The following is a 20,814-nucleotide window of genomic DNA, read 5'->3' as shown; positions in this document are numbered from 1 at the left end:
TCACCACGCGTCCCCCCTCATCGCACCGGTCCCGTCCTGTCCGCCGCCGTCCGCGGTCGCGCGCCGCGAGGTGACGTACCACCCGGCGAGACCGGCCAGAAGCAGCAGCCCCACGCCGCCGGAGACCGCCGCCACGACCGGCGCGCCGCCTGATTCCGTACCGTCCTTCGCGGCACCGTCCTCCCCGCCGGCCTTGCCGCCGGCCTTGCCGCCGGACGTCAGGTCCGCCGGAGAGGCCTTCAACGCCGGGGCGTTGTGCTGCGGTCCCGCCTTGGCCTCGCCCTTGACGTCGACGCGGAGCGTCACCCCGATGTCGGGATTCTCCGCGATGCGCGCCGCGTCGGCGCCGAGCGTGACCGCGATGTAGTAGTCGCCGTCGGTGTGGACGGGGATCACGTGTGTACCGCTCTCGAAGCGGTTGGTCCACGAAACCGGCACCGTGCCGCCCGAGACCTTGCCCGGATCGCCGTCGTAGGACGACCGGGTGGTCAGCCGGCCGGCGCCGGTGACGGGCTGCCGGTGGGGCGAGTAGGTGTCGGCGCGGCCGAAGGAGAACTCTGTGTTGTGCTCCTTCACCGTCGGCTCGTTGCTGAACTCCACGTCGTAGCGCAGCTGTTGCCCCCAGCCGACCGGCACGCGGTACCAGAGCGTCTGCGACGGCAGCACCTTGTCCCGCCAGACGCCCTTGCCGATCCTGGCCGCGTCGTTGAAGCCCGTGCCGCCGCCGACCGTCTTCGCGCTTCCCCTGGGCAGCTTCGCGTCCTGCCCGCCTGCGCCGTGATCGGGCTCCGACTGCGCGGGCGTGGTGCCCTTCTTCAGCGGCTTCTCCACCGAGTACGTCAGCTCCAGCGGCCAGCGCGCGGCGCCGGACGTGCCGTCGCCGCTCACCCTCTCCACCGACAGCAGATGGCGTCCCGGCCCACGGTCGCACCGTCCGGTCGACCCTGCGCTGCCGGGGATGCGGCTCACCCCGGCGACCAGCGGCACCCCGCCCTCGTCCTGGCCGAAGTGCTCGGTGCTCGACGCACAGCTGCTCCGGGACGGCCCCGGCGCGGTCAACTCGACGTGCAGGCCGTCCAGTTCGTCTACCCTGGAACCGGGCTCGGGCACGGCGGTGGCGGCGAGGTCGGCAGTGCTGACGCCGTCCATCCGCACCGCGTACCAGCGCTTCTCGCCAGGACCGATGGTGTCCAGGTACTGACCGGAGGCACTGCCGAGTTCGGCGGCCTCTCCCTGCTCCGCTCCGCCCTCGGTCTTCTTGCCCTTGAGGCGGTACCCGTCCACCGAGAGCCGCCCCGCGCGCTGCAACTGGCGGGCGAGAGCGTCGGCGTCCGGTGCGTCGTAGTACGTCCCGTTCCCCGCGCGGGCCACGCACTCCAGCTGCTCGCGGGCCTTGCCGCGCACCTCGAAACCGATCGCGTCGATCCGCAGGCCGATGCCCTGCTTGCCCAACTCCCGTGCCACCTGGCACGGTTCGGGGTCGCCGCAGTTGTCCTCCCCGTCCGAGATCAGCACGATCGTGCGCCGGCCCGTCGCACCGCCGAAAACCCCGGGAAGGTCCTCGGCGGCCTTGCGGAGCGAATGGCCGATGGGGGTGTCCCCCTTGGGCCGCACCTTCGCCACCGCGTCCTTGATCCCGGCCCGGTCCAGCGGACGCACGGGCTGGGCGAGCCGGGAGTCCGTGCAGCCCTTCTGCTCCTGCGAACCGTAGAGCCGCAGGCCCGTCGGATAGCCGTCCGGCAGGCTGTCGACGACGGTGCCGACGGCCTTGCGCGCGGAGGCGATGCGTGTGCTTCCCGAGGCGTCCCGCTTCGCCATCGACCCCGACGAATCCAGCAGCATCACCATGGAACTGTTGTCGTCTGCAACGCTTGCAACTGCATCCGGTGACGCAGCGGCCGCCGGAGCGGCGACGGTCAGGGCGAAGAGCACGCCGATCGCCGGGCCACCCATTGCCAGGGCCTTCGCGCGCCGCGTCCGGCCGGCGCCCCACCGTGATCCCATGTGTCCCCCGACCCCCTCGCACGCGGACGCGCGCTCCATGTCTTTGCGCGAGACACTATTGCTTTGCTTAAGCACACTGCAAGGGGTGGTCCGTCACAGAACGGCAACGCCGTCCGGCCCTGCCCCGCAGGCGGACCCGTCCTGCTCCCGCCGTAACGCCCGCACACACGAAGGGGCCCCGACCGCCTGAGCGATCGGGGCCCCTCTGCGCGAAGTCTTGGGTTCACACATCCGAACCTGCGGGCACGGAGTCGGTCGCCTCCGTCCACAGATCCTGCTCGGCGCGGTCCGCCTGGATCTGGCGGTACACGAGGAGCCCGCCGATGGCGGCCAGTGCGACCAGGAGAAGCTTCTTCACCGCGCTACCTCGTCCTTCTGAGAGACGTTGGGACCATCTGGCCGCCGATGATACCCAACCGGCTCCCGCCACCGCGGAGTCCGCCCCGGCGGAGGGGCGATCTCCTTCCGCCGGTCGGGACATCCCCGCACGGACCGGCGCCGGCGCGAACTCAAGCGCGGCGGAGGTGTCATTCCCACACGTCGGCCTTCCCGCCCCGCCATTCGATCAGCGCAGGGTCGTCGAGCCGCACCTGGTCGGGGTCGAGCCCCGCCTCGCGCAGGATCCCGACCAGGTCCGCGATGCCGCGGGCGAATCCGAGATCCTCCCCGTCGGCTCGGTCAGCGGTTACACGGCGCCCACCCATGGACGCGGGCGGATGCACGACGATCGACGCAGTCATAGCCAAAAGAGTGCGACGGTTCCGCAGCCGCCGCATCTCGAACCTGTCACTCACAGTGTGCACTCCAACACACAAAGACATAAGGGCCGATGGCGGCGCCCGGCGCCCTACGTTGAGAGCCGAACGCCGAGAGGACCGCCACCGTGACCGATGTCCCCGCCCTGTCCGGCATTCCCGGCTTCCCCGGCCGGCCGCTGCTGATCGGCACACGCAGCTCGCCCATGGCGCTCGTTCAGGCCGGCCACGTCGCGGACCGCCTCCGGCGCGCCGTCCCGGGCCTGCTCACACGTACCGTGCCGACCACCACGCCCGGCGACACCTGGCCCGGCTCGCTCACGCAGGCAGGCGGCAAAGGCATGTTCGTCAAAGCCATCGACCGGCAACTGCAGCGGGGCGAGATCGATGTGGCCGTCCACTGCCTCAAGGACGTCCCGGGGGACCAGCCCCTGCCGAGGGGACTCGTCATCGCCGCGACGCCTCCACGCGCAGATGTGCACGACGTGCTGCTCGTGCCCGCCGGCTCACCGGTGACCTCCCTCGCGGACCTGCCCGACGGCGCCACCGTCGCCACCAGCGCCGTACGCCGCAGGGCCCAACTCCTCACTCTGCGGCCCGATCTGCGCATGGTCGACGTCCGGGGCGCGGTCGCCACACGGCTGGAGAAGCTGGACGGGCTGCGCGGCGGACTCGAAGCGGACGCGATGGTGCTGGCGGAAGCGGGACTCGAACGGCTCGGACTCACCGGCCGCATCATCTGCCGCTTCCCGCTCGACGAAGTCCTGCCGGCGGCCGGCGCGGGCGTACTGGCCCTGCTTTGCCGCCAGAAGGACGAAGACGTCGCCGCGCTGCTCAGCCGCATCGACGACCCACGTACGCACGCGGAAGCGACAGCCGAACGCTCCGTGCTCAGCGGCCTGAGCGGCCACTGCAACTCACCCGTGGCCGCGCACTGCGTGACCGCCGAGGACGGCCGACTCAGCCTGCGCGCAAGGGTCTTCACCCTCGACGGCACACACACCGTCCGCGCCCGCCAGGAGGCCCCCTCCGCCGCGCATGCGGCCGGCCTGGGCGCGCGCGTCTGCGCGGAACTGCTCCGTCACGGCGCCCGCTCCGTCATCGACAGCGCGTCGACCGACGCGGCGACCACCGGAGACGGGGGAGACGAGGGAGACGGGGGAGACGGGGGAGACCACGGAGACAGGCCCCGCGGCCTCTGAGACTCGTGCGCGCGCGACGGGCCCCTGCTCGCCTCCTGAAGGTCCGTTTCGAGGTGCCCCAAGTGATCCTGCGGCACAGTCGGATCAGCATGACCATGGACGTCTGCGCGCACGTCGTGAACGAAGATCAGAGGGATGCGGCGACGCTGAGCTCTCGGCAAGTACCGCCGGGCGTACGCGCGGCTCGCCTCGTTGAGTCCGCGTCCACCAGGAGGTTCATCACGAGGTCTCGGTCTCAGGGATTGATGCCGCCGGATTCGCAGACGTCCCGGGCGATCTCGTAGAGCTTGATGTTGCGCTCCTGGGACAGTCTGCGGAGTACGCCGAAGGCTTCGTCCTCGCTGAGACCGTGGCGTTCGATGATCATTCCCATGGCTTCGCCGATCGTGTGCCGGGTGCTCAGGGCTCGGTGGAGCTGTTCGGCGTTGCGTGCGCTTGAGAAGGCGACCGCGGCGTGGGAGGCAAGGAGCAGGCCTGCGTCCTCACTCAGGGCCGTGAAGGCGCCCTTGCGGCGTGAGTAGAGGTTGAGGGCACCGAGCTCCTCATTCTCGGTATAGAGCAGGAACCCCATCATGCTGCCGATGCCGAGTCGGTGGGCTTCGGGCGCATAGCGGGGCCACCGGTCCTGATACGCGGTCAAGTCCTCGATCCGATGGACACGGTCGGTGTTCCCGGGCCTGGCAGCCTCGAAGCAGGGCCCTTCCCCCATACGTTCTTGGAGCTCGTGACTGAGCACCACGAGACCGCCCGTGGGAGCCAGGGTGTGAACCCGGGCGCCCTTGCGGATCAGAATCCCTGCGGCGTCACACCCTTCGATGGTCTCCGTCGCGGAAGCCGTGATCCGCTCCAGTGTCGTGTCGACGGAATCCTGCTCCAGGAGGTCCCGCGCCATCGCACCCATACGGGCGGCGAACAGCTCCCAGTCCATCCCTGCACCCTTCCCATCAACGCGCCGGTGGAGCCGAGACTCTCGAACTCCTTCCATCAGACAAGATAATTGGCCTTGATCCCCGTCTCCACTGCCGCGGCTCCGCCCGGCAGCGGGCCCGCACAGGAGCGGGACGGGCGGTCCGGGGGGCGAAGCCCGTCGCGCAGCGGCGAAGCCGCAGGCGCCCCTGACCGGGAGACATCGTCCGAACTCTCAACTGGCGGGCGCATCCGACGCCCAGGGGCCCAGCCGCGGAAAGGTCGCCGCGCCGGCGGGCATCGGCGCCGGCCACGGTCCGCCCTCGTGCCGGTGGAGTCTCTGACGGGGCAGCGCAGCCGTCGCCTCCGGCTAAAGCCTTTGCGCGGGGCGGCGTCCGGATGATGGCGTGGCACGGTGACGAACCACGATGGTGCGGCGACGGTCCGGCCGTTGACCCTGGCCTGGGTGAACCGGCACCTGGAGGCCGGCGAACGGATCGTCGAAACCGAGGCACTGCACGGCGGCATCACCGCCGAAATGCGGCGGCTGACCATCGGCACGCGGGACGGAGTCACCCGCGACCTGGTGCTGCGGAGCTTCGTCACCCCGTTCTTCGTGGAGCACGCCGAGGACTCGCTGAACAGGGAGGCCGGCGCCCTGACCCTGCTCACAGGGACCGGCGTGCCGGCTCCTGGACTGGTCGCGGTCGATCCGACCGCCGCGCATTGTGAGTATCCGTCCCTCCTGATGACACATCTGGCGGGCCGCACGGTCCTCGACGACGAGGGATTGGGGGCGCGCGTCCCTGTGCTGGCCCGTCAACTCGTCGCGATCCACGCATTGCGGCCCTTCCCCGAGCTCCCGACCCCGCTCGAGCAGGGGAGACCCCACTGGCGGCCCCGGGAGTATGTGGCGTTGACGACCGCCGACACCGTCGTGGTTCCGAAGGGCGCCGACGCGGCGGCATGGGCGGCAGCGATCGACGTGATCCGCGAGCCCGCGCCGCCCTATGAAGGGCGGTTTCTGCACCGGGACTTCCACCCCGGCAACGTGCTGTTCGACGTGCCGCCCCCAGGCCCGGCAGGTCCCCGGATCACCGGCGTCGTCGACTGGGCAGGAGCCTCCTGGGGGGCCGGCGGACCTCGATGTCGCACACTGCTCCACCAATCTCGCGCTGCTCCACGGCCCCGCATGGGGTCTGCGGTTCGCTGAGGCGTACGAGGAGGCAGGCGGGGCGCTGGCCGCGACCCCGAGCGAACGGCTGTACTGGCAGGTGCGGGACGGGCTGGCTTTCTCCGAGGAAGTGCAGTCGGTGGCGCAGCCATGGCGGGAGGCAGGGCGGACAGAGCTGACGACTCGAGCCGTGGAGGAGCGACTGGATGCCTACGTCACCGCCCTGATGGACGCGCTGGGCTGAGCCGGGGCGGCCCGGGGTCGGCGGGCCGCCTGCCGCGGCGTACGCGGGCCCTCGAAGTCGCCGCGCCACGGCAAGATCCACTCGTCGGCTGATCTCGCCGCTGGTGTCAGCCGTGGATGTCAAAAGGCCAGTGCTGGAATCCAACACTGGCCTTTTCGCTGGTGGGGCTAGGAGGACTTGAACCTCCGGCCTCATCCTTATCAGGGATGCCTCTGGATCATTTCGATCAAGGATCGTCGCAGATGAGAGCGTTTCTCGTGCATTCGATGGAGATCATCCGGGAGAGGATCGGCAGACGATCTCTGCTGCCCGTGCATCGAGCAGTGCATCAAGCACTGGCACGGAACAGCGTGGAGACATCGCCAACCGGGCATCGAGGGAGGCCAGCCAGTTTGCGGGTAAGCCTCTCCATCAGACGCAGGCGCATGTCGTCCGTCACGTGGGCGTACCGGGCCGAGATCGACCCGTCCTCGTGGCCCATGCGCTCGTCCATCAAGGTCTTCGCCGTGCCCAGGTCTTCCATGTGTGTACGGTGCGTGTGCCGCAATCCGTGGGGTGTGAACCCCTGGGCGACCGGCACCCAACAGGCGGTTGCCCGTGCGGCGGCACCTCTCCCCTTAACCAGCGTGCCGGGCATGCACGGGTCGGCGAGTATCGGTACAGAGGTGCCCTCGTCCGTGCCCTCCTTCTTTCTGTACTTTCCGGTGGCAGCCGGGTGGAAGAGGCGAGCGCCGAAGTGCGAGCGGCGCCAGTGCGCTGCTGTCTCCTCGGACGACCGTCCTCGCATGTAGACGGCCGCTGCCATCGCGCGGTCGGGATCTCCGTCGTACCAGACGGCAACTGCTGCGGGGACCCGCGACGCGATCCCGGGCGCCGCCCCTTTGTAAGCCCTATGTGGTGGGCCGGCAACGGAACAGGAAACCCCACCGACCACCCCTCCACGCCAAGTGGAGGGGCCGCTTATCGCGACCCCTCCACTGCGTTGCGCGGGACTACCTGCATCGCCACGGAAAGCGCAGCGAGCGGAGAGTTCCGCCCGCCCTTGCTACTCCGTCATTCTGAAATCGACCCTGGCGGGATCGGCGCCTCCGACGGTGAATCCCAGGCGCGGAATTTCGCCCACCTTGAGGCCCTCGGTGTACACGGGAGCAACGACCCGGGCCGATTCGTTGGGGCCGAGATCGAGATCGACCTCGCAGACAGCCGTGTTGGAGACCTGTTTGACTTCGCAGGGGTACGGCACTGTCGATCCGTCTTCGCGCTGAACGTCGACCTTTTGATCCTTGTAGAACTTCACCCCCTTAGGCCCCGGCTTGAGGGTCACGGACAGCTTCCCGACGTGCCCGCCGGTCGTGTTGACGACGTCGACAGCGGGTCGAGCGGGGCCGTTGACCTTCGCCGAGTACGGGACGACAGGTTTCACCGTGGGCTTGACCACCGGGGGCGGGGGCGGAGGCTTGAGCTCACCGGAGAACTCCCACCTGGAGTCGGCGTCGTTGGCGGACGTCAGCCCGAGCCATTTGGCCGTCGGGTCCGGCCATGCAGTGGGTGCGAGATGCCTGTTCGGGGTGTTGCGGGGGCTGATGATCACGGCCTTGCTGCCTTTGGCCGCTGGCTCGACGGTCCAGTCCTGGCTCTCGTGATTTCCGCACTTACCGAAGCTGGTGGGAGTCCCGCGGCGGCTGGGGACGTCCTGCAGGCACATGTTCTGGCTCGCGAGCTTGAGGTGGTAGAGCTTTCCATCCTCCTGCGGTTCCAGGGTCCAATTGATGTTCTTGAATTGGGGATACCACCGCTGATCGATCGTGATCCCCGCCTCGCCGACGTCGGGCCGATCGAGGTACGCCGCCATCTTTTGCCCGCTGGCCACGTTGGTGAGCTCTCCGCTGGAATTCCCTGAACTATCCGCGGCAGCCGGGGCGCTCCCGACGGCCAGTGTGCCGAGCACGGTCGTGGCCACTGCGAGAGAGGCCACTGCCGTACGGGCCGGCGCTCGGCGTCCTGTTCTGCTCTTCGTCCGCCGCCCGTGATCGATGGTTTCCATGAATGCCGTCTTTCCCTGTGAGTGCCTTCTCGGTCGTGCACGGGGCCCGATTCGGCTCCGCGCTCTTCACAGCAATTCACCGGCGGCGGGCGATTGATGTGTGCTTCGACGGTTCTTTGGCCACGTTGTCGAAGGGCAGGGACACTGTGGAGCACCCTCCGCCGGCGACGGACTACGTCCCTCACTGGGCGCCAATCTCTTTCACGACCGCAAAGCACGGCGACCGGCACCCGGACGAGGAGAACGACACATGCGACGCATCGCCACCTGCGGGGCTCTGCCGGCCGCTGCCGGGGCCCTCGCCCCGGTGACCTCACCTCCGCCGTCAACGAGCTGACGTCGGGGACGGTCAAGGTGTACCCGGAGCCGAACTGCACCGGTCAGCCCGCCCTGTTGCAGCCAGGGGCGCAGAACGACCTCAAGGCACGAAGCCTCGGGGTCGTCGCTCCCTGACCGAACCCCGCTACACGCGCCGACGCTGGTGCGGCACGCCACCATGGGTGCCGCACCAGCGCCTGCCCGGCCGCTCTCCTTTCGCGGCCCGGGGCGTCGGAAGCGCGGGCTAAGGCTCGTCGTCGATGCGCCCCGTACGGACGGTTGAGGATGCCTCCCGGTTTTCGAAGGCTTCAGCGGAGAGGTGGCGCTCGGGGACGTCCCGGGATCTCAGGCGCCGCGCCTCCTGGGCGTTGCCCATGGGGAATCCACGCGGCTCAGGATCAGCGCGAACTCCGCCCGCATCCGGTCGAAGGGATTGTGCGGGTCGAGCCCTGTCAACTTCCGGATTGCCCGCAGCCGGTAGGTGCAGGTGTGCCGATGTACATACATGCTGCGGGCTGTCGCAGTAACGCAGAGATTGTGGGCCAAGAAGGCGGCCAGGGTATCCAGCAGGTGGCGGTGGGCGCTCTCGGTCGCCAGCGGGCCGAGACAGGCGTTGACGAATGCCTCCCGTTCGTCGGGAGTCATGTCGAGGGCCGCGATCAGCGGGAGTCCCTGTCGGGTGTCGAACGGGGTCCCGTAGTGGCGTGCGATGACGGCGGCCAGGGCGGCCCGTCGTGCAGTGCGCGTGGTGTCGCCGTCCTCCACCAGCATCAGTGCGTACGTTCCCAGGACTTCGGGCAGGTCTGGCCGTTCCTGCGTGAAGGCGCATACATGGGTTCCGGTCACCGTGATCAGCGCCTCAGGATTCGCGGCACGGAATTGGCGCAAGGACTCCCTTTCGCCGTCTCGCGAGAGGATCACGGCCAAGCACCATCGGGGCGTCGGTTGCCGGCCGGCGGACGGCGGTGATGGTGCCTGATTGGGGGACTTCCGCGGAAACTCAGTCTCCTTGCCCACCGCACCCCCGAGTACGGCTGTGCCGCCGGGAGCGACAACGCTCGCTGCTGCGGCAGCTTCGATCCCCCATCTCAATGCATGCGCCGTGGACTGCGAGGACACGGCGGCGGGTCTGGCCCCCTCCAGTGTCCGGAGGTACGCGCGATGCAGCAGCAGACTCTCCTCCGCCGACAGGCCGACCGCTCGGTGAGCGGCGAAGCGCTCCTTGAACCTCGAGTGCAGCGCCGTCGCGGATTCGCCCCCGCGAGCGATCGTGAGCCACAGGGTCATGTCCTCCACAGCCACCGGAAGGCTCAGTCGGTCGGCGAATAGCTGCTGAACGAAAGGCTCTGCCAAAAGTCGGCGAGCCAATGGTTCCGCTTGTTCATGCCCGTCGTCCACGGCACAACGAGGCGCGATGAGACGAACCGGAGGGCATGGGATTTCAGAGATGGCGGGTCGGTGCACGAACACTCCTGACTGTGGTCGACGCCGCGGTCAGCGCACCTCATTCCGCTAGCGCTGCCGGGCCTTGTTACAAGCGTGGGAGTGGCGTGTTCTTGCCGACAATCGACAACGTGCATAAAGTCGGCCGCGTCTCCGAGGTCACGTCCGCCATGATGGATAAAGATTGCCGTGCCGATGTGAAGTCGAGGGCGTAGATGGTGTAGGGTGCGGCGATTTGGGAATCCTCGGCAGCCACGACGGGCCGAGGTTCTCCGGCGTCATCCGCAGGGCGAGTCACTTACCACTGCGACGACGTTATCCCTGTTGCGCATGTCTTCTTGCAGCGGTCGGACTGCTCTGCGCGCGCTTCGGGGACGCATTTGTGCAACGTGGCCGGAAAAGCGGCCCGCACCTTTCGAAACCGCCGATTCCAGGATGTCGTGGGAAGCAGCGGAGAGCCATAAGTTTCTCCGCTGCATACCCGAATTCTTATTGGCGATCAGGTGCTTATCGTGAACACATCGTTCTGTCCCAGTATGGAAAGTCTTCGACACCACCCGGGTCCCGAATACGCCGGTGCACCCCTCACACCGACCCCCTCCAGCGCGCTTTCGCGTGAGGTCGGCTGTGGGTGCGCCGTGCAACGGGATCAAGGGCTTCACCGGACCGAATTCGCTGCGGCCGAAACCGGTTGCGCCGCGAAGCAAGGAACGACGCCCAACATGTCACGGCCGTGTTTCCGGGACGCGAGCGAGCCGCCGGCTCGGCCGACCGAGCCAGGGGACCTGCTCGATCTCGAAGTCATCGTTCCCGCCTACAACGAAGAGCACCGAATCGAGGCGACGATACGGGCTCTCACCGGCCACCTTCGCAGCCTGCCGCTGAGCAGCTGCGTCCGCGTGGTCGACAACGGGAGCAGTGACCGCACAGCCGAACGCGTCGATCGGCTGGCCGCCTCGGGACTGCCGGTCACCGTGACCGGTTGCGCGAGCCCCGGAAAGGGTGCTGCCGTTACTCGAGGTGTGCTCACCTCCAAGGCACGCTGGACGGGCTTCTGCGACGCCGATTTGGCCACGCCGGCCCATGCGTTGGACGACGCCCTGACGCTGCTGCGCGACGGCTGGCAGGTGGTCGTCGCCTCGCGTCGCTGTGCGGGGGCCCGTATGGTCGTGCGCCAGCCCTGGTCGCGACGGGTGGGGGGCAGCGCGTTCCGCTTGCTGGCCCGCGGGCTGTCCGGGCCGGTAGCGGACACACAGTGCGGGTTCAAATTCTTCGCCACGGCTGCGGTGCTGCCGTTGTTCGCCGACGTCACCTGTACCCGCTTCGCCTTCGACCTGGAAGTGCTGGCCCGGGCCCGGGCACTCGGGCTCAGCACGGTCGAGTTCCCGGTGGCTTGGAGCGACCAGCGGGGGTCGACCTTCCGGCTGGTGAGCGACGGCTGCCGCGCCGCAGTGGATCTGTGGCGGCTGCGTCATCGCCTTCCCGGCCCCGATGCCCGCGCATCGAAGGGGTGGACCTCGTGAGCCGCCTGCGGGAGAGCTTTCCCGGAATTGATCGGTGGCGTGATCGCCATGTGGTGATCGCCAACTGGCGTGATGGCCGCCATCCTCGGGCGGGCGGTGCGGAGCTCTACTGCGAACGGGTCGCCCGCGAACTGCGCGAAGCCGGAGTCGTCGTCACCTACTTGACCGCTCGGTCCCGGGGCTGCGCGCGGCGCGAAGGGACGCCCCACGGCACGGTGATCCGTGGCGGTGGACGCTACACGGTCTATCCGTTCGTCCTGCTGTGGCTGTTGCTGCATCGCCGCCGCGTGGACGGCGTCATCGACTCCCAGAACGGCATCCCGTTCTTTTCGCCCCTGGTGCTGTCCCGACGGACACCTGTGGTGCTGCTCGTTCACCACGTGCATCAGCAGCAGTTCGCGCTGCTCCCATTACCCCTCGCGGTGTTGGGGCGGTGGCTGGAAGCCGCCGGCACTCGCCTGGTCTACGGGCGGGGGACCGTCTGTGCCGTATCCCCGTCCTCACGGGCGGAGATCCGCTCGCAGTTGGGTCTGCGGGGGCCGGTGTATCTCTCGCCCCCGGGGCTGACACCTGCGAGTCCTGGCCTCCGGGTCGAACGGCCACGGATCGTGTGCGTCAGCAGGCTGGTGCGTCAAAAGCGCCTGGACCACCTGATCCGCGCCATGCCACCCCTGCTGCGGCTGCACCCCGAAACAGAACTGCACATCGTCGGAGACGGGGAGGCCCTGCCGGAGCTCCAGCGGCTCGCCGTTCAGTTCGACGTCCAACGGGCTGTGTTCTTCCACGGACGGCTGCCGACGCGGGCCCGCGATGCACTGGTCGCATCGGCGTGGCTCACAGCCCTTCCCTCACCACGCGAAGGCTGGGGGCTGTCGGTCATGGAGGCGGCGGCCCTCGGCGTGCCCGCCGTCACGTACGACGTACCCGGCTTGCGGGACACCGTCCGACCCGGCCGCACCGGCTGGCTGGTCGAGGGCGACCAGGAGCAGCTTGTCCAAGCCCTCAGCCAGGCCCTGCAATCCCTGCGCGACCCGGATCGGAACGCCGTCATCTTCGCGGCCTGCCGCGAGTGGAGCGCCAGGTTCACATGGACGGCGACCTCTGCGCACCTCCTGTCCGCCCTGACCGCCGAGCACCTGCGCCTGCACGATGACGCCACCCGGCAGCCCGTCAGCGACGCCTGCACCGTGGTCACCCTGCCCCGGCGGCTGTTCGACATGGCCGACCCGAGCGTCCTGCGGGTGACCGACCAGACGGAACTGAGCGACGAGCAGGCGGCCGTGCTCCTCACGGGAGCCGATGAGCAGGATGCTCATACAGCGCTCGCCCGGATGGGACTGAACCCGCACCACGCCAGAATCGATGTGCGATTGGCCCGCCACCGGGACTTGTTGGGCTGGCGGCGCCATCCGTGGACCGGCATCACCCCGGCCCCGGACTGCCGGCCCTCCGGGGCCAGCGCCCGCCCGCACCCCCAGCCCACCGGAGCGAATCCGGCCGTCCTCGTTCCCGGCTCCGGTGCGCAAACCACAGCCAGGACCACCGTCACCCCTCACACACCGCTGGTGCGCGACGAGCCGGCGGCGGCGACTGGCTCCGGCACGCGTGCGACGACGGCCGGTTCCCTCCGCCGCTACGACGTGTCGTCGCTGCCCGAGCGCCCCGAAAGGCCGGCAAGGTGACCACGTCCGCCGCGTCAACGACCGCCGACTCCTCACCACCACACCGGACTTCACGTGCGGCTGCCGCGCTCACCGGTGCCACCTTGCTGGCCGGTGCCGGCAACTACGGGCTGTCCCTGCTCATGGTCCACATGCTGTCCCCGGCGGAGTTCGTCCGCTACTCCAGCGCTTCCAACGTCCTGCTCGCGGTCGGCACATTCGCCGGAGCCACGATGCCGGCCCTGGTGACCCGGGAGCTGGCCGACCGGCCTCACGACACCGGCGAACGGGCACGCGGGGTACGGCGCTGCCTGGTTACGGGCGGGGCCTACGCCTTGATCTGCGCCGCCGGAGCCTGCGCAGCCTGTGCCACCTACGCCACCCCCGCGCTGATGGCCGCGGTCAGTACCGCCGCCGTCCTACTGTGGGCCAACGCCACGGGCGCCGGTTGTCTGCAAAGCCGCCAGGACTTCGCACGTCTGGCAGCTCTCTGGCCCGCCGAGGCGGCCGTCCGCGCCATCGCCTCGCTCGCCTTCCTCCTGGCGGGCTGGCACAGCGCCGGTGCCATCGGCGGCATGGCAGTCGGCGCCGCGGCCACCGCCGGTGCGGCCTTCCTGTCCGACCGGCGCCCCCTTCCACCCCAGCGGCCCTCGGTGGAACCGCGCGCCCGGACGACGGGATCCACCCCGTGGCGTCGGGCCGCGTCCATCGGATACGCCCAGGCACTGATGTGTCTACTGCCGTCCCTGGACGTCGTCGTAGCGACCGCGGTACGCGCCGGAAGTCCCGAACTCGCTCCCTACCAGGCCCTGTTGATCCTCACTCGCGTCCCGCTCTACGCAGCGACCGCGCTGGCAGCCGTACTACTGCCCCAGTTGGCCACCACACTCCCCGCCCGTGAACGCACCGACGGGCCCGTGCGCAGAACCATGCGGATGCACTTGGCCGCCACCCTCACCATCACCGTCGCCGTCATCACCTGTCCCCGACCGCTGCTGGCACTGGTCGTGCCCAGTTCCTACACCCACTTCGCACCGCTGCTGCTGCCTCTGGGAATCGCCGGACTGGCTGTCGCCACCCTCACTGTGACCGCGACGGTCTTCCTCGCCTGGGGACCGTTGCGGCAGCAGATTTGGCTGCTGACCGTAGCCTGCCCGCTCGGCGCTCTGCTGTACGTGGCCACCGCGAGCCACCCTGCCCACCTCGCCTGGAGCGCCGCAGCCCTCACCACAGGCACCGCCGCCACCTCGCTCGTCCTGGCGGGACGCCGGATCGCGTCACCTCTGTGGAAAACCGCCACCGCATCGTGCGCCACAGCTTCCGCAGGGGCCTGCGTCCTGTACGCACTGCGCGGGCTGCCGGCACTCTGGTGCCTCGCTGTCCTGGCTTTCGCGGCCACCGCCCTGTTCACCGTACGGAATCGCGAACGGGCCCGGGCGCCGGGGCCGTTGAGGGTGCTGCACCTCGCATTCGAGGACCCGCGGCGGCCGGGAGCCGGCGGCGGTTCGGTGCGTACGCACGAGGTGAACCGGCGTCTGGCCGCGTACGGGGTCGAAGTGACCGCGCTCTGCGCACCCTGGCCAGGCTGCACCCCGACGGTGCGGGACGGCGTGTCCTACGCCCCGGTGCCGCGACGGCTCGGCTCAGTCGTGCGCAGCAGGACGGCCTGCCAACTCGCCTACTTCTGCGCCATCGTGGCGGGACTGTGGTGGATGGTCCGCCGCACCGACCCCGACCTCGTGGTCGAGGACTTCGCCGCCCCGTTCTCCTCGGTCTGCGTCCCGCACCTGACCCGGCGCCCGGTCGTCGGCGTGGTGCAGTGGCTCTCCGCCGCCGAGAAGGCGGCGCAGTACCACCTCCCCTTCCACCTCGTCGAACGTATCGGACTGAGCTCCCACGGCACGCTCATCGCCGTCAGCGACGGTCTCGCCGCCGAAGTGCACCGCCGCCACCCCGCCGCCCGCGTCACGGCCCTGCCCAATGGAATCGACCGCGCCGCCCTCACCGCCGCCCCGGCCGCAGCCCGCGAACACGTCTTGTACCTCGGACGTTTGGAGACCAGCTCAAAAGGGCTGGACCTGCTCCTGCGCGCCTACGCTCTGGCCGCTCCGCGCACCACCTCCGATCTCCTGATCGCCGGAGACGGACCGGACACCGATGCGGCCCGCTCCCTCGCCGGCAAGCTGGGCATCAACGGGCGGATCCGCTGGCTCGGACGCATCGAAGGAACCACCCGATACGCCCTCCTCGCCGGTGCCCGCCTGGTCTGTGTTCCCAGCCGCTATGAGACCTTCGGCCTCGTCGCCGCCGAGGCTCTCGCCACCCGCACGCCCGTCCTGGCCTTCGACATTCCCAACCTGCGCGATCTCGTCAGCGACGCCGTCGGCGTACGCGTACCGCCGGAGGACGTCCGCGCGTACGGAGACGCGCTGGCCGACCTCACCACCGACCCGGTCCGCTGTCGCCGCCTCGGGAACGCCGGCCCCGCAGCAGTCGCCCACCTGGACTGGGACACCGTCGCTCGCTCTCAACTCGCCCTCTACGAACGCGCTGTCGGCTGGGGGCAGAGGGAGGAGCGAGCCCGATGACGGGACGGGCCACTTCAAAGGAGATCCCGGCGCGTGCCAACGGACAGTCGGAGACATGCACTTGAGCCCGTACGACACCGGCTCCACGCCGAACGACCACGAGCCGGTGCACACGGCCACCGGCAACGTATGGGAAATGGCACTGAGAGCGTGTACGGCACCGGGCAGCTGAGTCGAGGCTGACGCCTCGGGGCTGACGAACGCAGCCTCCGGACTGCCGAATTGAAGCGGCTCGTAGATCTGTCGCAGGCACGGCCCAGGAACGCCACTGCCCCTGGGCGAGTCCGGCTCCGAGACGAGGCCGCCCGCATCTCCCGCTTCCACGTGCGATGAACTTGGCACCGGGGCCGATCCCGTCGAAGCTGCAACCCGCACGCCGTACAGGGGATCTGAGAGCCCGTGGCGACCAGTCCGTGTGAACGCGGCCGGCTGCGGTGACGGAATCACGGGCTCATTCGCCGGTGATCATCGCCGGTCCTTCGGCGTCGGTGCCGTGGCGGAGTGGGCCAGCTTGTAGATCTCCAACGCCTCGGCTGTGGCGCCGGGTTCGCGATGCACGAGGCGGGCGTACCGTTCGAGTTCGGCGTACAGGCCCGGGGTGATGGTGGTGTAGCCCTGGCGGATCAGCTCCTTGGAGACCACAAGGTAGTCGGGGCGAAGGCGGGCCAGGTCCTCCGGGCTGTTGAAGGTGCGCTGGGAAGCGCGGGGGATGGCTTGTGGCACGGTGTCGTCGGTTGCGGCGATCGTCGCGTTACCGGGGACGTGGGTGTCCACCCAGTCGCGGGTGCGCCGCTGCGCGTCGTCGGAGCTCGTGTGGATCTCGATCCAGGCGCGGGCGTCAAGGGTGAGGGCGAGCGCGGCGAGGAGCAGCGGCAGTGCCGCGGCGATGCGGCCCTTGCGGGTGCGGACGGCGCATCGGGGTCGGGCTTGCGGGAAGAGGTGGACGGCGAGGCCGGTCGCGAGGGAGCTGAGGACGACCGTCGGGTAGAACATCTGCTCCTCGGTGGTGCCCCAGATGACGGCGTAGGCATCGGCGGGGAAGGAACACGCCGCCGTGATGGTGATCAGCGTGCGTGCAGAGCAGCCGGCGAACAGGGCTGGGTGACGGCGGAGGCACCACAGCAGCCAGGTGGTGGCGCAGGCGCCGAGCCCGATCAAGGTGTACGGGACGAGGTAGTCGACGAGGTGCGCGAACAGCCGGCCGGAGAGGTCCGTGGTGTTGTGCGGGCTGCTGAATCCGGTGATCTGTCTGACGCCCAATGCGCGGAGGATCCCGTCGAGTTTCTGTGCCCGCCACGCCTCCCAGCCTCCGGTCGCGGCGGTCGCGGCGACATAGCCCCCATAGGCGACAGCGGCGACCGCGGCGACCGTCAGCCGCATCCGGCGTACCGCGCCGGTGGAAAGCAGCCCGAGGATGCAGACCGGCAGGACTGTGATCAGGGAGTACCAGTCCTTTGTGGTGATGGCGACGGCGAACGCCAGACCGGCCGCAACGGCCGTCGCAGCCCTGCCGCGACTGCCGACCGGAGTGCGGGCGAGGATCAGCAGGCCCACAACGGTGGCGGCCATGGCCTGGGCTTCCAGCATGGCGCGGCTATCGAAGCGGTTGAGGAAAGGGTCGAGGGCGAGGAGGAACCCGACGGTCCATGCGACCGCGGGACTCGCCGCCCGGCGTAGTAGGACGGTCGCGGCGAGCACCATGAGAGTGCCGAGGACGGCGCTGACCGGTCTGAGGCCGAGCACGAGGGTCATCAAGTCGCCGCCTTCGCCGGTGATTTGGAGGACGCCGGCCAGCAGGACGAAGAAGGCGGGAGGGTGCAGGGCGAAGTACCCACCGTGGTAGGTGGGTCCGTCCCCGCGTGCGATGCTGCGGCTGACCTCGACGTAATAGCACTCGTCGACGTGGAGGTCGTAGGCGCTGTCGATGGCGATCAATCGCAGGGCGAACGCGAGGATGCAGAGGGCGGCGAGCCCGATCACCGTTCGCACGGCCCACGTCCGGCATCTGCGCTGAGGGGGTGCGGCGAGCGGCGTGCGCACCGGGGCATGGTGCTGCCAGCCGAGGGCATCGCCGTCGCGGGCGGCACGGACGCTGACGTGCTTGGTGGCCGGGGCGATCCCGATGCGCTCCAGGACCGCATCAGCGCCGTGTTCGTCGGTTCCCGCGAGGAACAGTGCGGAGCGGGGCGCCGAAACGTCAACGAGGTCGGTGACGCGCAGGGCTGTCAGGTCCGCCTCCTCAAGTGCCGTACGGGGCAACGTGACCAACGTGCCCGCGTCGCCGGTGGGTTGAGCCACGGAGCCGTGCAGCCGGTGGTGCTCCGCCGTCAGCGCGGCCAGGAGGTGAGCGGCGTTCGCCGTCCAGGTGAAACGGCTGGCCCACGCCTGGCACCGTGCGCCCCAGACCGCGGCGCTCCTCTCGGCCCACACGGTGCGCAGAGAATGGGCCAGGGCGGTAGCAAGACACCCTCCCGGTTTCAGCAACCAGCCGGTGCGGCCGTCCAGTACGGTCTCCCGCAGGCCCGGTACGTCATACCCGAGAGCCGGGACTCCGGCTGCCGCGGCCTCCATGACGGACGTACTCCAGTCCTCGTGCTCGGTGACCCGGGCGGTGATCCACGCGCTGGTGATCAGAGCGTCCGTCTCAGCCTCGGGGAGCTTCCCGTGCAGGGTGACGACATCGCTGGCTCCCTCGGCAGCGACGATTTTCTCGAGGGTGGGACGAGCGGGGCCGTCGCCGATCAAGTGAAGCTCTACGGACGGCAGTTGATGCCGCAGAGTGGCGACAGCGCGCACCAGGTGATCGAGGCGCTGGTGCGGTACGAGCGGCCCGACGCTTACGATTCGGGGCTTCTCCGCCCGCCGGCCCTCTGACCAGGGCGCCTTGGGCGGCACTCCCGGCGGCGTCAGGTACACCGGCCCGCGCCAGCCATACCTCTCGCGGATCCCGGCGCGGGAGCAAGGCGAGACGGTGCACAGTGCGCGCTGCCCGTAGATCAGCCGGACCGCTCCTGACCCCGATCGGCGCCCGAGGCCGGCCACGAAGCGTGGAAGCCGGCCGGTGGACCGCTGCCGGTGCACTCGAGGTACGAGCAGCACAACCGGGGTGCGGCGCGGCAGCACGAGGGGGCTGCAGAAGGGCACCCCGTCCCCCACGTCGACGACCGCGTCTGTGGAGCGACGGTGCCTCGCCAGCCACAGCAACACGAACAGCCAGGCGGTGAAACGGCCACCGCGGCGCACCACCGTTCCGTAAGGGGCGGCCTCGCGACGGGCCGCGCCGCGAGCACGGGCCGTCAGGTAGGTGACGCGTACTCCAGCACGACGGAGTTCCCTCGCGGTCTCGGTACTGTGGAACTCGCTCTCGCCAATTGCCGGTCGGTACTCCTCGCGTCGGTCGCACACCACCACGTGGCGCCCACGCCAGTTCTCGGCGGCAGGCAAGGCGCTGTGTAGGTTCATCGTCGTCCACCCCTCCGGTGCACATCGGCTGGGCTACATCCCAGCGAGCGGGGAGAGAGACGATCAATGGCAGGTCCGCATCTATGGCCACGGTGGCTGCTCTTCTTCTCCGGCTGATGCCAGCATCCGTACTGAACCTGTAACCGGCATGCACCATCTGGAACGGATGGAAATGGGCCTCCTACGACGCGGCCCTCCTTTTTTGCAGCCGGCAGCGGCCGACCGGGGCACCTGGACAACATAGACATTCACGTTCAGCACGAGGGGGTCGACGCTGACCCCGATCGACCCCCTCGTATATCGATGACTCTCACCGTGCAGACAGCCCCACGGCGGCCAGGGCACCCGTCATCTCCCCTGTCGGCGCCCGTGGTTCGGGGCCGGACCCAGGTTCAGCGAGCAGCGTCGCCGTGCACCATTGTCACCTCGGCGACGACTTCACTGTGGCCGTCCACCTTCCAAACGGTCCGCGGCAATTCTCCGGGGCTCAGATTCTCGTCGGTCGTGACTTCGGTGCGCAGTGTCACCGACTTACCAGGTTGGAGGTGCAACTCCGCCGTGTCACAACGCATCATTTTCCTGTTGATCTTGTCGAGATGACACTGTGCCACCCTTTTTCCGCTATCCGTATAGACCTCCGTATACGGCCATGACAGGCTCTCGGAGTCCAGCGTCACGTTGATCGGAACCGACTGGACGTTGGTGTCGCCGGTGTTCGTGACCTTGACTGCCGGGAATCCGTTCTGTCCGGGAACCGCGTTCCTGAACGGCACTCCCTGAACGGAAATGTCGGCTTCGGAAGCGCTGGGCGCTGTGCCGGGGTGGGGCGGCGCGTCAGCGGCGGACGCCGCCTGCCCACCGCAGGCAGCAATCGCGGTCAAAACCACCGCCGCAGTGATACCTGCCCTGGCACCCCCTCGGCGCATCCCCGCTCGCCAGGGCTGGCTCGTAACGATCCTCATGAGAGCCTCCTTTGACCCACGCGGTGCGGTGCCGGCAGGGCCTTCCCACCGATGATTTCTCTCGCACCTGCCTTCAGGATGTGCACGAAGGACTTTCACCAGTCGGAGAGCACCGTCATATTGGCCGCCCTGTAGAAAATCGCCCTCGCTGTGTCGTGCACTCGCACGGGGCGCAGAAGGCGCGGCTTCTTGGATTATGGCCCGCTCGATCGGATCGTCTTCATGTCTCTTACCGCGATGGGGTGGGGTGGGGTGGTGATCAAGGTTGGTACAGCCAGGACAACTTACGGCATTCATCAAGCTCTTCATCAGGGCGACGATCATTCCGGGCCTGGCCACCGCGACTTGATTTCATTTATCGGGAATGACGTCTCGTGGTCCTGACGTTCCCATCCACCCGGCGCCGAGGCCCGGCGCCGAGGCGCGGTGCCGGTCGGTTGCAGAGCCTGACGCTGCGCCGCCTTCGCGGCAGTCCGACACAGCAAGATCATCTAACTTCTGGAGCTTCACCCGATCGGCTCTGACAAG

13 protein-coding genes and 1 pseudogene are annotated in these 20,814 nt (G+C 69.0%); 5 read left to right on the top strand and 9 right to left on the bottom strand.

The genetic code is table 11. The annotated features are described in order from the left end of the window. The 3 genes from EV375_RS18705 to EV375_RS18695 form a co-directional block, all read right to left on the bottom strand. Window positions 1-2,004 carry a vWA domain-containing protein gene (locus EV375_RS18705; protein WP_486588573.1) on the bottom strand — a complete coding sequence of 668 codons (2,004 nt, stop codon included), beginning with the start codon at window positions 2,002-2,004 and terminating at the stop codon, window positions 1-3. 223 nt (window positions 2,005-2,227) lie between these two features. After that, a complete protein-coding gene (locus EV375_RS18700) occupies window positions 2,228-2,362 on the bottom strand; it encodes a DLW-39 family protein (RefSeq protein WP_217628745.1) in 135 nt (44 codons plus the stop codon). Window positions 2,363-2,531: 169 nt separating this feature from the next. Next, window positions 2,532-2,744, bottom strand: a complete 213-nt coding sequence (locus EV375_RS18695) for a hypothetical protein (protein ID WP_130300441.1) — start codon at window positions 2,742-2,744, stop codon at window positions 2,532-2,534. Between the two features lie 143 nt (window positions 2,745-2,887). On the opposite strand from EV375_RS18695, the gene hemC reads away from it, so the two are divergent. Then, window positions 2,888-3,961, top strand: coding sequence for a hydroxymethylbilane synthase (gene hemC / locus EV375_RS18690; protein WP_486588572.1), 1,074 nt, complete (start codon window positions 2,888-2,890; stop codon window positions 3,959-3,961). Between the two features lie 235 nt (window positions 3,962-4,196). Here the strand turns inward: hemC and EV375_RS18685 are convergent, their stop codons facing one another. Beyond that, window positions 4,197-4,889, bottom strand: a complete 693-nt coding sequence (locus EV375_RS18685) for a GAF and ANTAR domain-containing protein (protein WP_130300440.1) — start codon at window positions 4,887-4,889, stop codon at window positions 4,197-4,199. Window positions 4,890-5,282: 393 nt separating this feature from the next. Between EV375_RS18685 and EV375_RS18680 the strand changes: the two are divergent. After that, window positions 5,283-6,285 (top strand): annotated as a pseudogene (locus EV375_RS18680) (phosphotransferase family protein). A 328-nt stretch (window positions 6,286-6,613) separates the two neighbouring features. Here the strand turns inward: EV375_RS18680 and EV375_RS29780 are convergent. The 3 genes from EV375_RS29780 to EV375_RS29190 form a co-directional block, all read right to left on the bottom strand. Next, window positions 6,614-6,808 carry a hypothetical protein gene (locus tag EV375_RS29780; protein ID WP_486588571.1) on the bottom strand — a complete coding sequence of 65 codons (195 nt, stop codon included), beginning with the start codon at window positions 6,806-6,808 and terminating at the stop codon, window positions 6,614-6,616. A 522-nt stretch (window positions 6,809-7,330) separates the two neighbouring features. Next, the gene (locus tag EV375_RS18670; protein WP_130300439.1) at window positions 7,331-8,245 is read right to left on the bottom strand and encodes an RICIN domain-containing protein; all 915 of its coding nucleotides are present in this window, start codon (window positions 8,243-8,245) and stop codon (window positions 7,331-7,333) included. A 747-nt stretch (window positions 8,246-8,992) separates the two neighbouring features. After that, on the bottom strand, window positions 8,993-9,568 hold the full coding sequence (locus tag EV375_RS29190; RefSeq protein WP_165434770.1) for a helix-turn-helix domain-containing protein: 576 nt from the start codon (window positions 9,566-9,568) through the stop codon (window positions 8,993-8,995). 1,244 nt (window positions 9,569-10,812) lie between these two features. On the opposite strand from EV375_RS29190, the gene EV375_RS18660 reads away from it, so the two are divergent. From EV375_RS18660 to EV375_RS18650, 3 genes are read left to right on the top strand one after another with little or no spacing between them, the layout of a single operon-like run. Next, window positions 10,813-11,613 carry a glycosyltransferase gene (locus EV375_RS18660; RefSeq protein WP_130300437.1) on the top strand — a complete coding sequence of 267 codons (801 nt, stop codon included), beginning with the start codon at window positions 10,813-10,815 and terminating at the stop codon, window positions 11,611-11,613. Beyond that, a complete protein-coding gene (locus EV375_RS18655; protein WP_207228171.1) occupies window positions 11,610-13,295 on the top strand; it encodes a glycosyltransferase family 4 protein in 1,686 nt (561 codons plus the stop codon). The genes EV375_RS18660 and EV375_RS18655 overlap by 4 nt, the downstream gene beginning before the upstream one ends. Then, window positions 13,292-15,862 carry a glycosyltransferase gene (locus EV375_RS18650; protein WP_130300436.1) on the top strand — a complete coding sequence of 857 codons (2,571 nt, stop codon included), beginning with the start codon at window positions 13,292-13,294 and terminating at the stop codon, window positions 15,860-15,862. Before EV375_RS18655 ends, EV375_RS18650 begins: the two co-directional genes overlap by 4 nt. A gap of 465 nt (window positions 15,863-16,327) precedes the next feature. Here EV375_RS18650 and EV375_RS18645 read toward each other — a convergent pair whose 3' ends face one another. Together EV375_RS18645 and EV375_RS18640 are read right to left on the bottom strand one after the other, a co-directional pair. Then, on the bottom strand, window positions 16,328-19,324 hold the full coding sequence (locus EV375_RS18645) for a glycosyltransferase (RefSeq protein ID WP_130300435.1): 2,997 nt from the start codon (window positions 19,322-19,324) through the stop codon (window positions 16,328-16,330). A gap of 392 nt (window positions 19,325-19,716) precedes the next feature. Continuing rightward, window positions 19,717-20,286 (bottom strand): hypothetical protein, encoded by a 570-nt coding sequence (locus EV375_RS18640; RefSeq protein ID WP_130300434.1) that lies wholly within the window; start codon window positions 20,284-20,286, stop codon window positions 19,717-19,719. Window positions 20,287-20,814 lie beyond the last annotated feature (528 nt).

The sequence above is a fragment of the Streptomyces sp. CNZ301 genome (assembly GCF_004217425.1).
This window is presented reverse-complemented; position numbering and strand designations above follow the sequence as displayed.

Excerpts from the sequence above, each read along its gene's own strand:
- EV375_RS29780 (WP_486588571.1), bottom strand. The coding sequence starts at position 6,808 with ATGGAAGACCTGGGCACGGCGAAGACCTTGATGGACGAGCGCATGGGC.
- EV375_RS18660 (WP_130300437.1), top strand. The coding sequence starts at position 10,813 with ATGTCACGGCCGTGTTTCCGGGACGCGAGCGAGCCGCCGGCTCGGCCG.
- EV375_RS18645 (WP_130300435.1), bottom strand. The coding sequence starts at position 19,324 with ATGAACCTACACAGCGCCTTGCCTGCCGCCGAGAACTGGCGTGGGCGC.
- EV375_RS18640 (WP_130300434.1), bottom strand. The coding sequence starts at position 20,286 with ATGAGGATCGTTACGAGCCAGCCCTGGCGAGCGGGGATGCGCCGAGGG.
- EV375_RS18685 (WP_130300440.1), bottom strand. The coding sequence starts at position 4,889 with ATGGACTGGGAGCTGTTCGCCGCCCGTATGGGTGCGATGGCGCGGGAC.
- EV375_RS18695 (WP_130300441.1), bottom strand. The coding sequence starts at position 2,744 with ATGACTGCGTCGATCGTCGTGCATCCGCCCGCGTCCATGGGTGGGCGC.
- EV375_RS18705 (WP_486588573.1), bottom strand. The coding sequence starts at position 2,004 with ATGGGATCACGGTGGGGCGCCGGCCGGACGCGGCGCGCGAAGGCCCTG.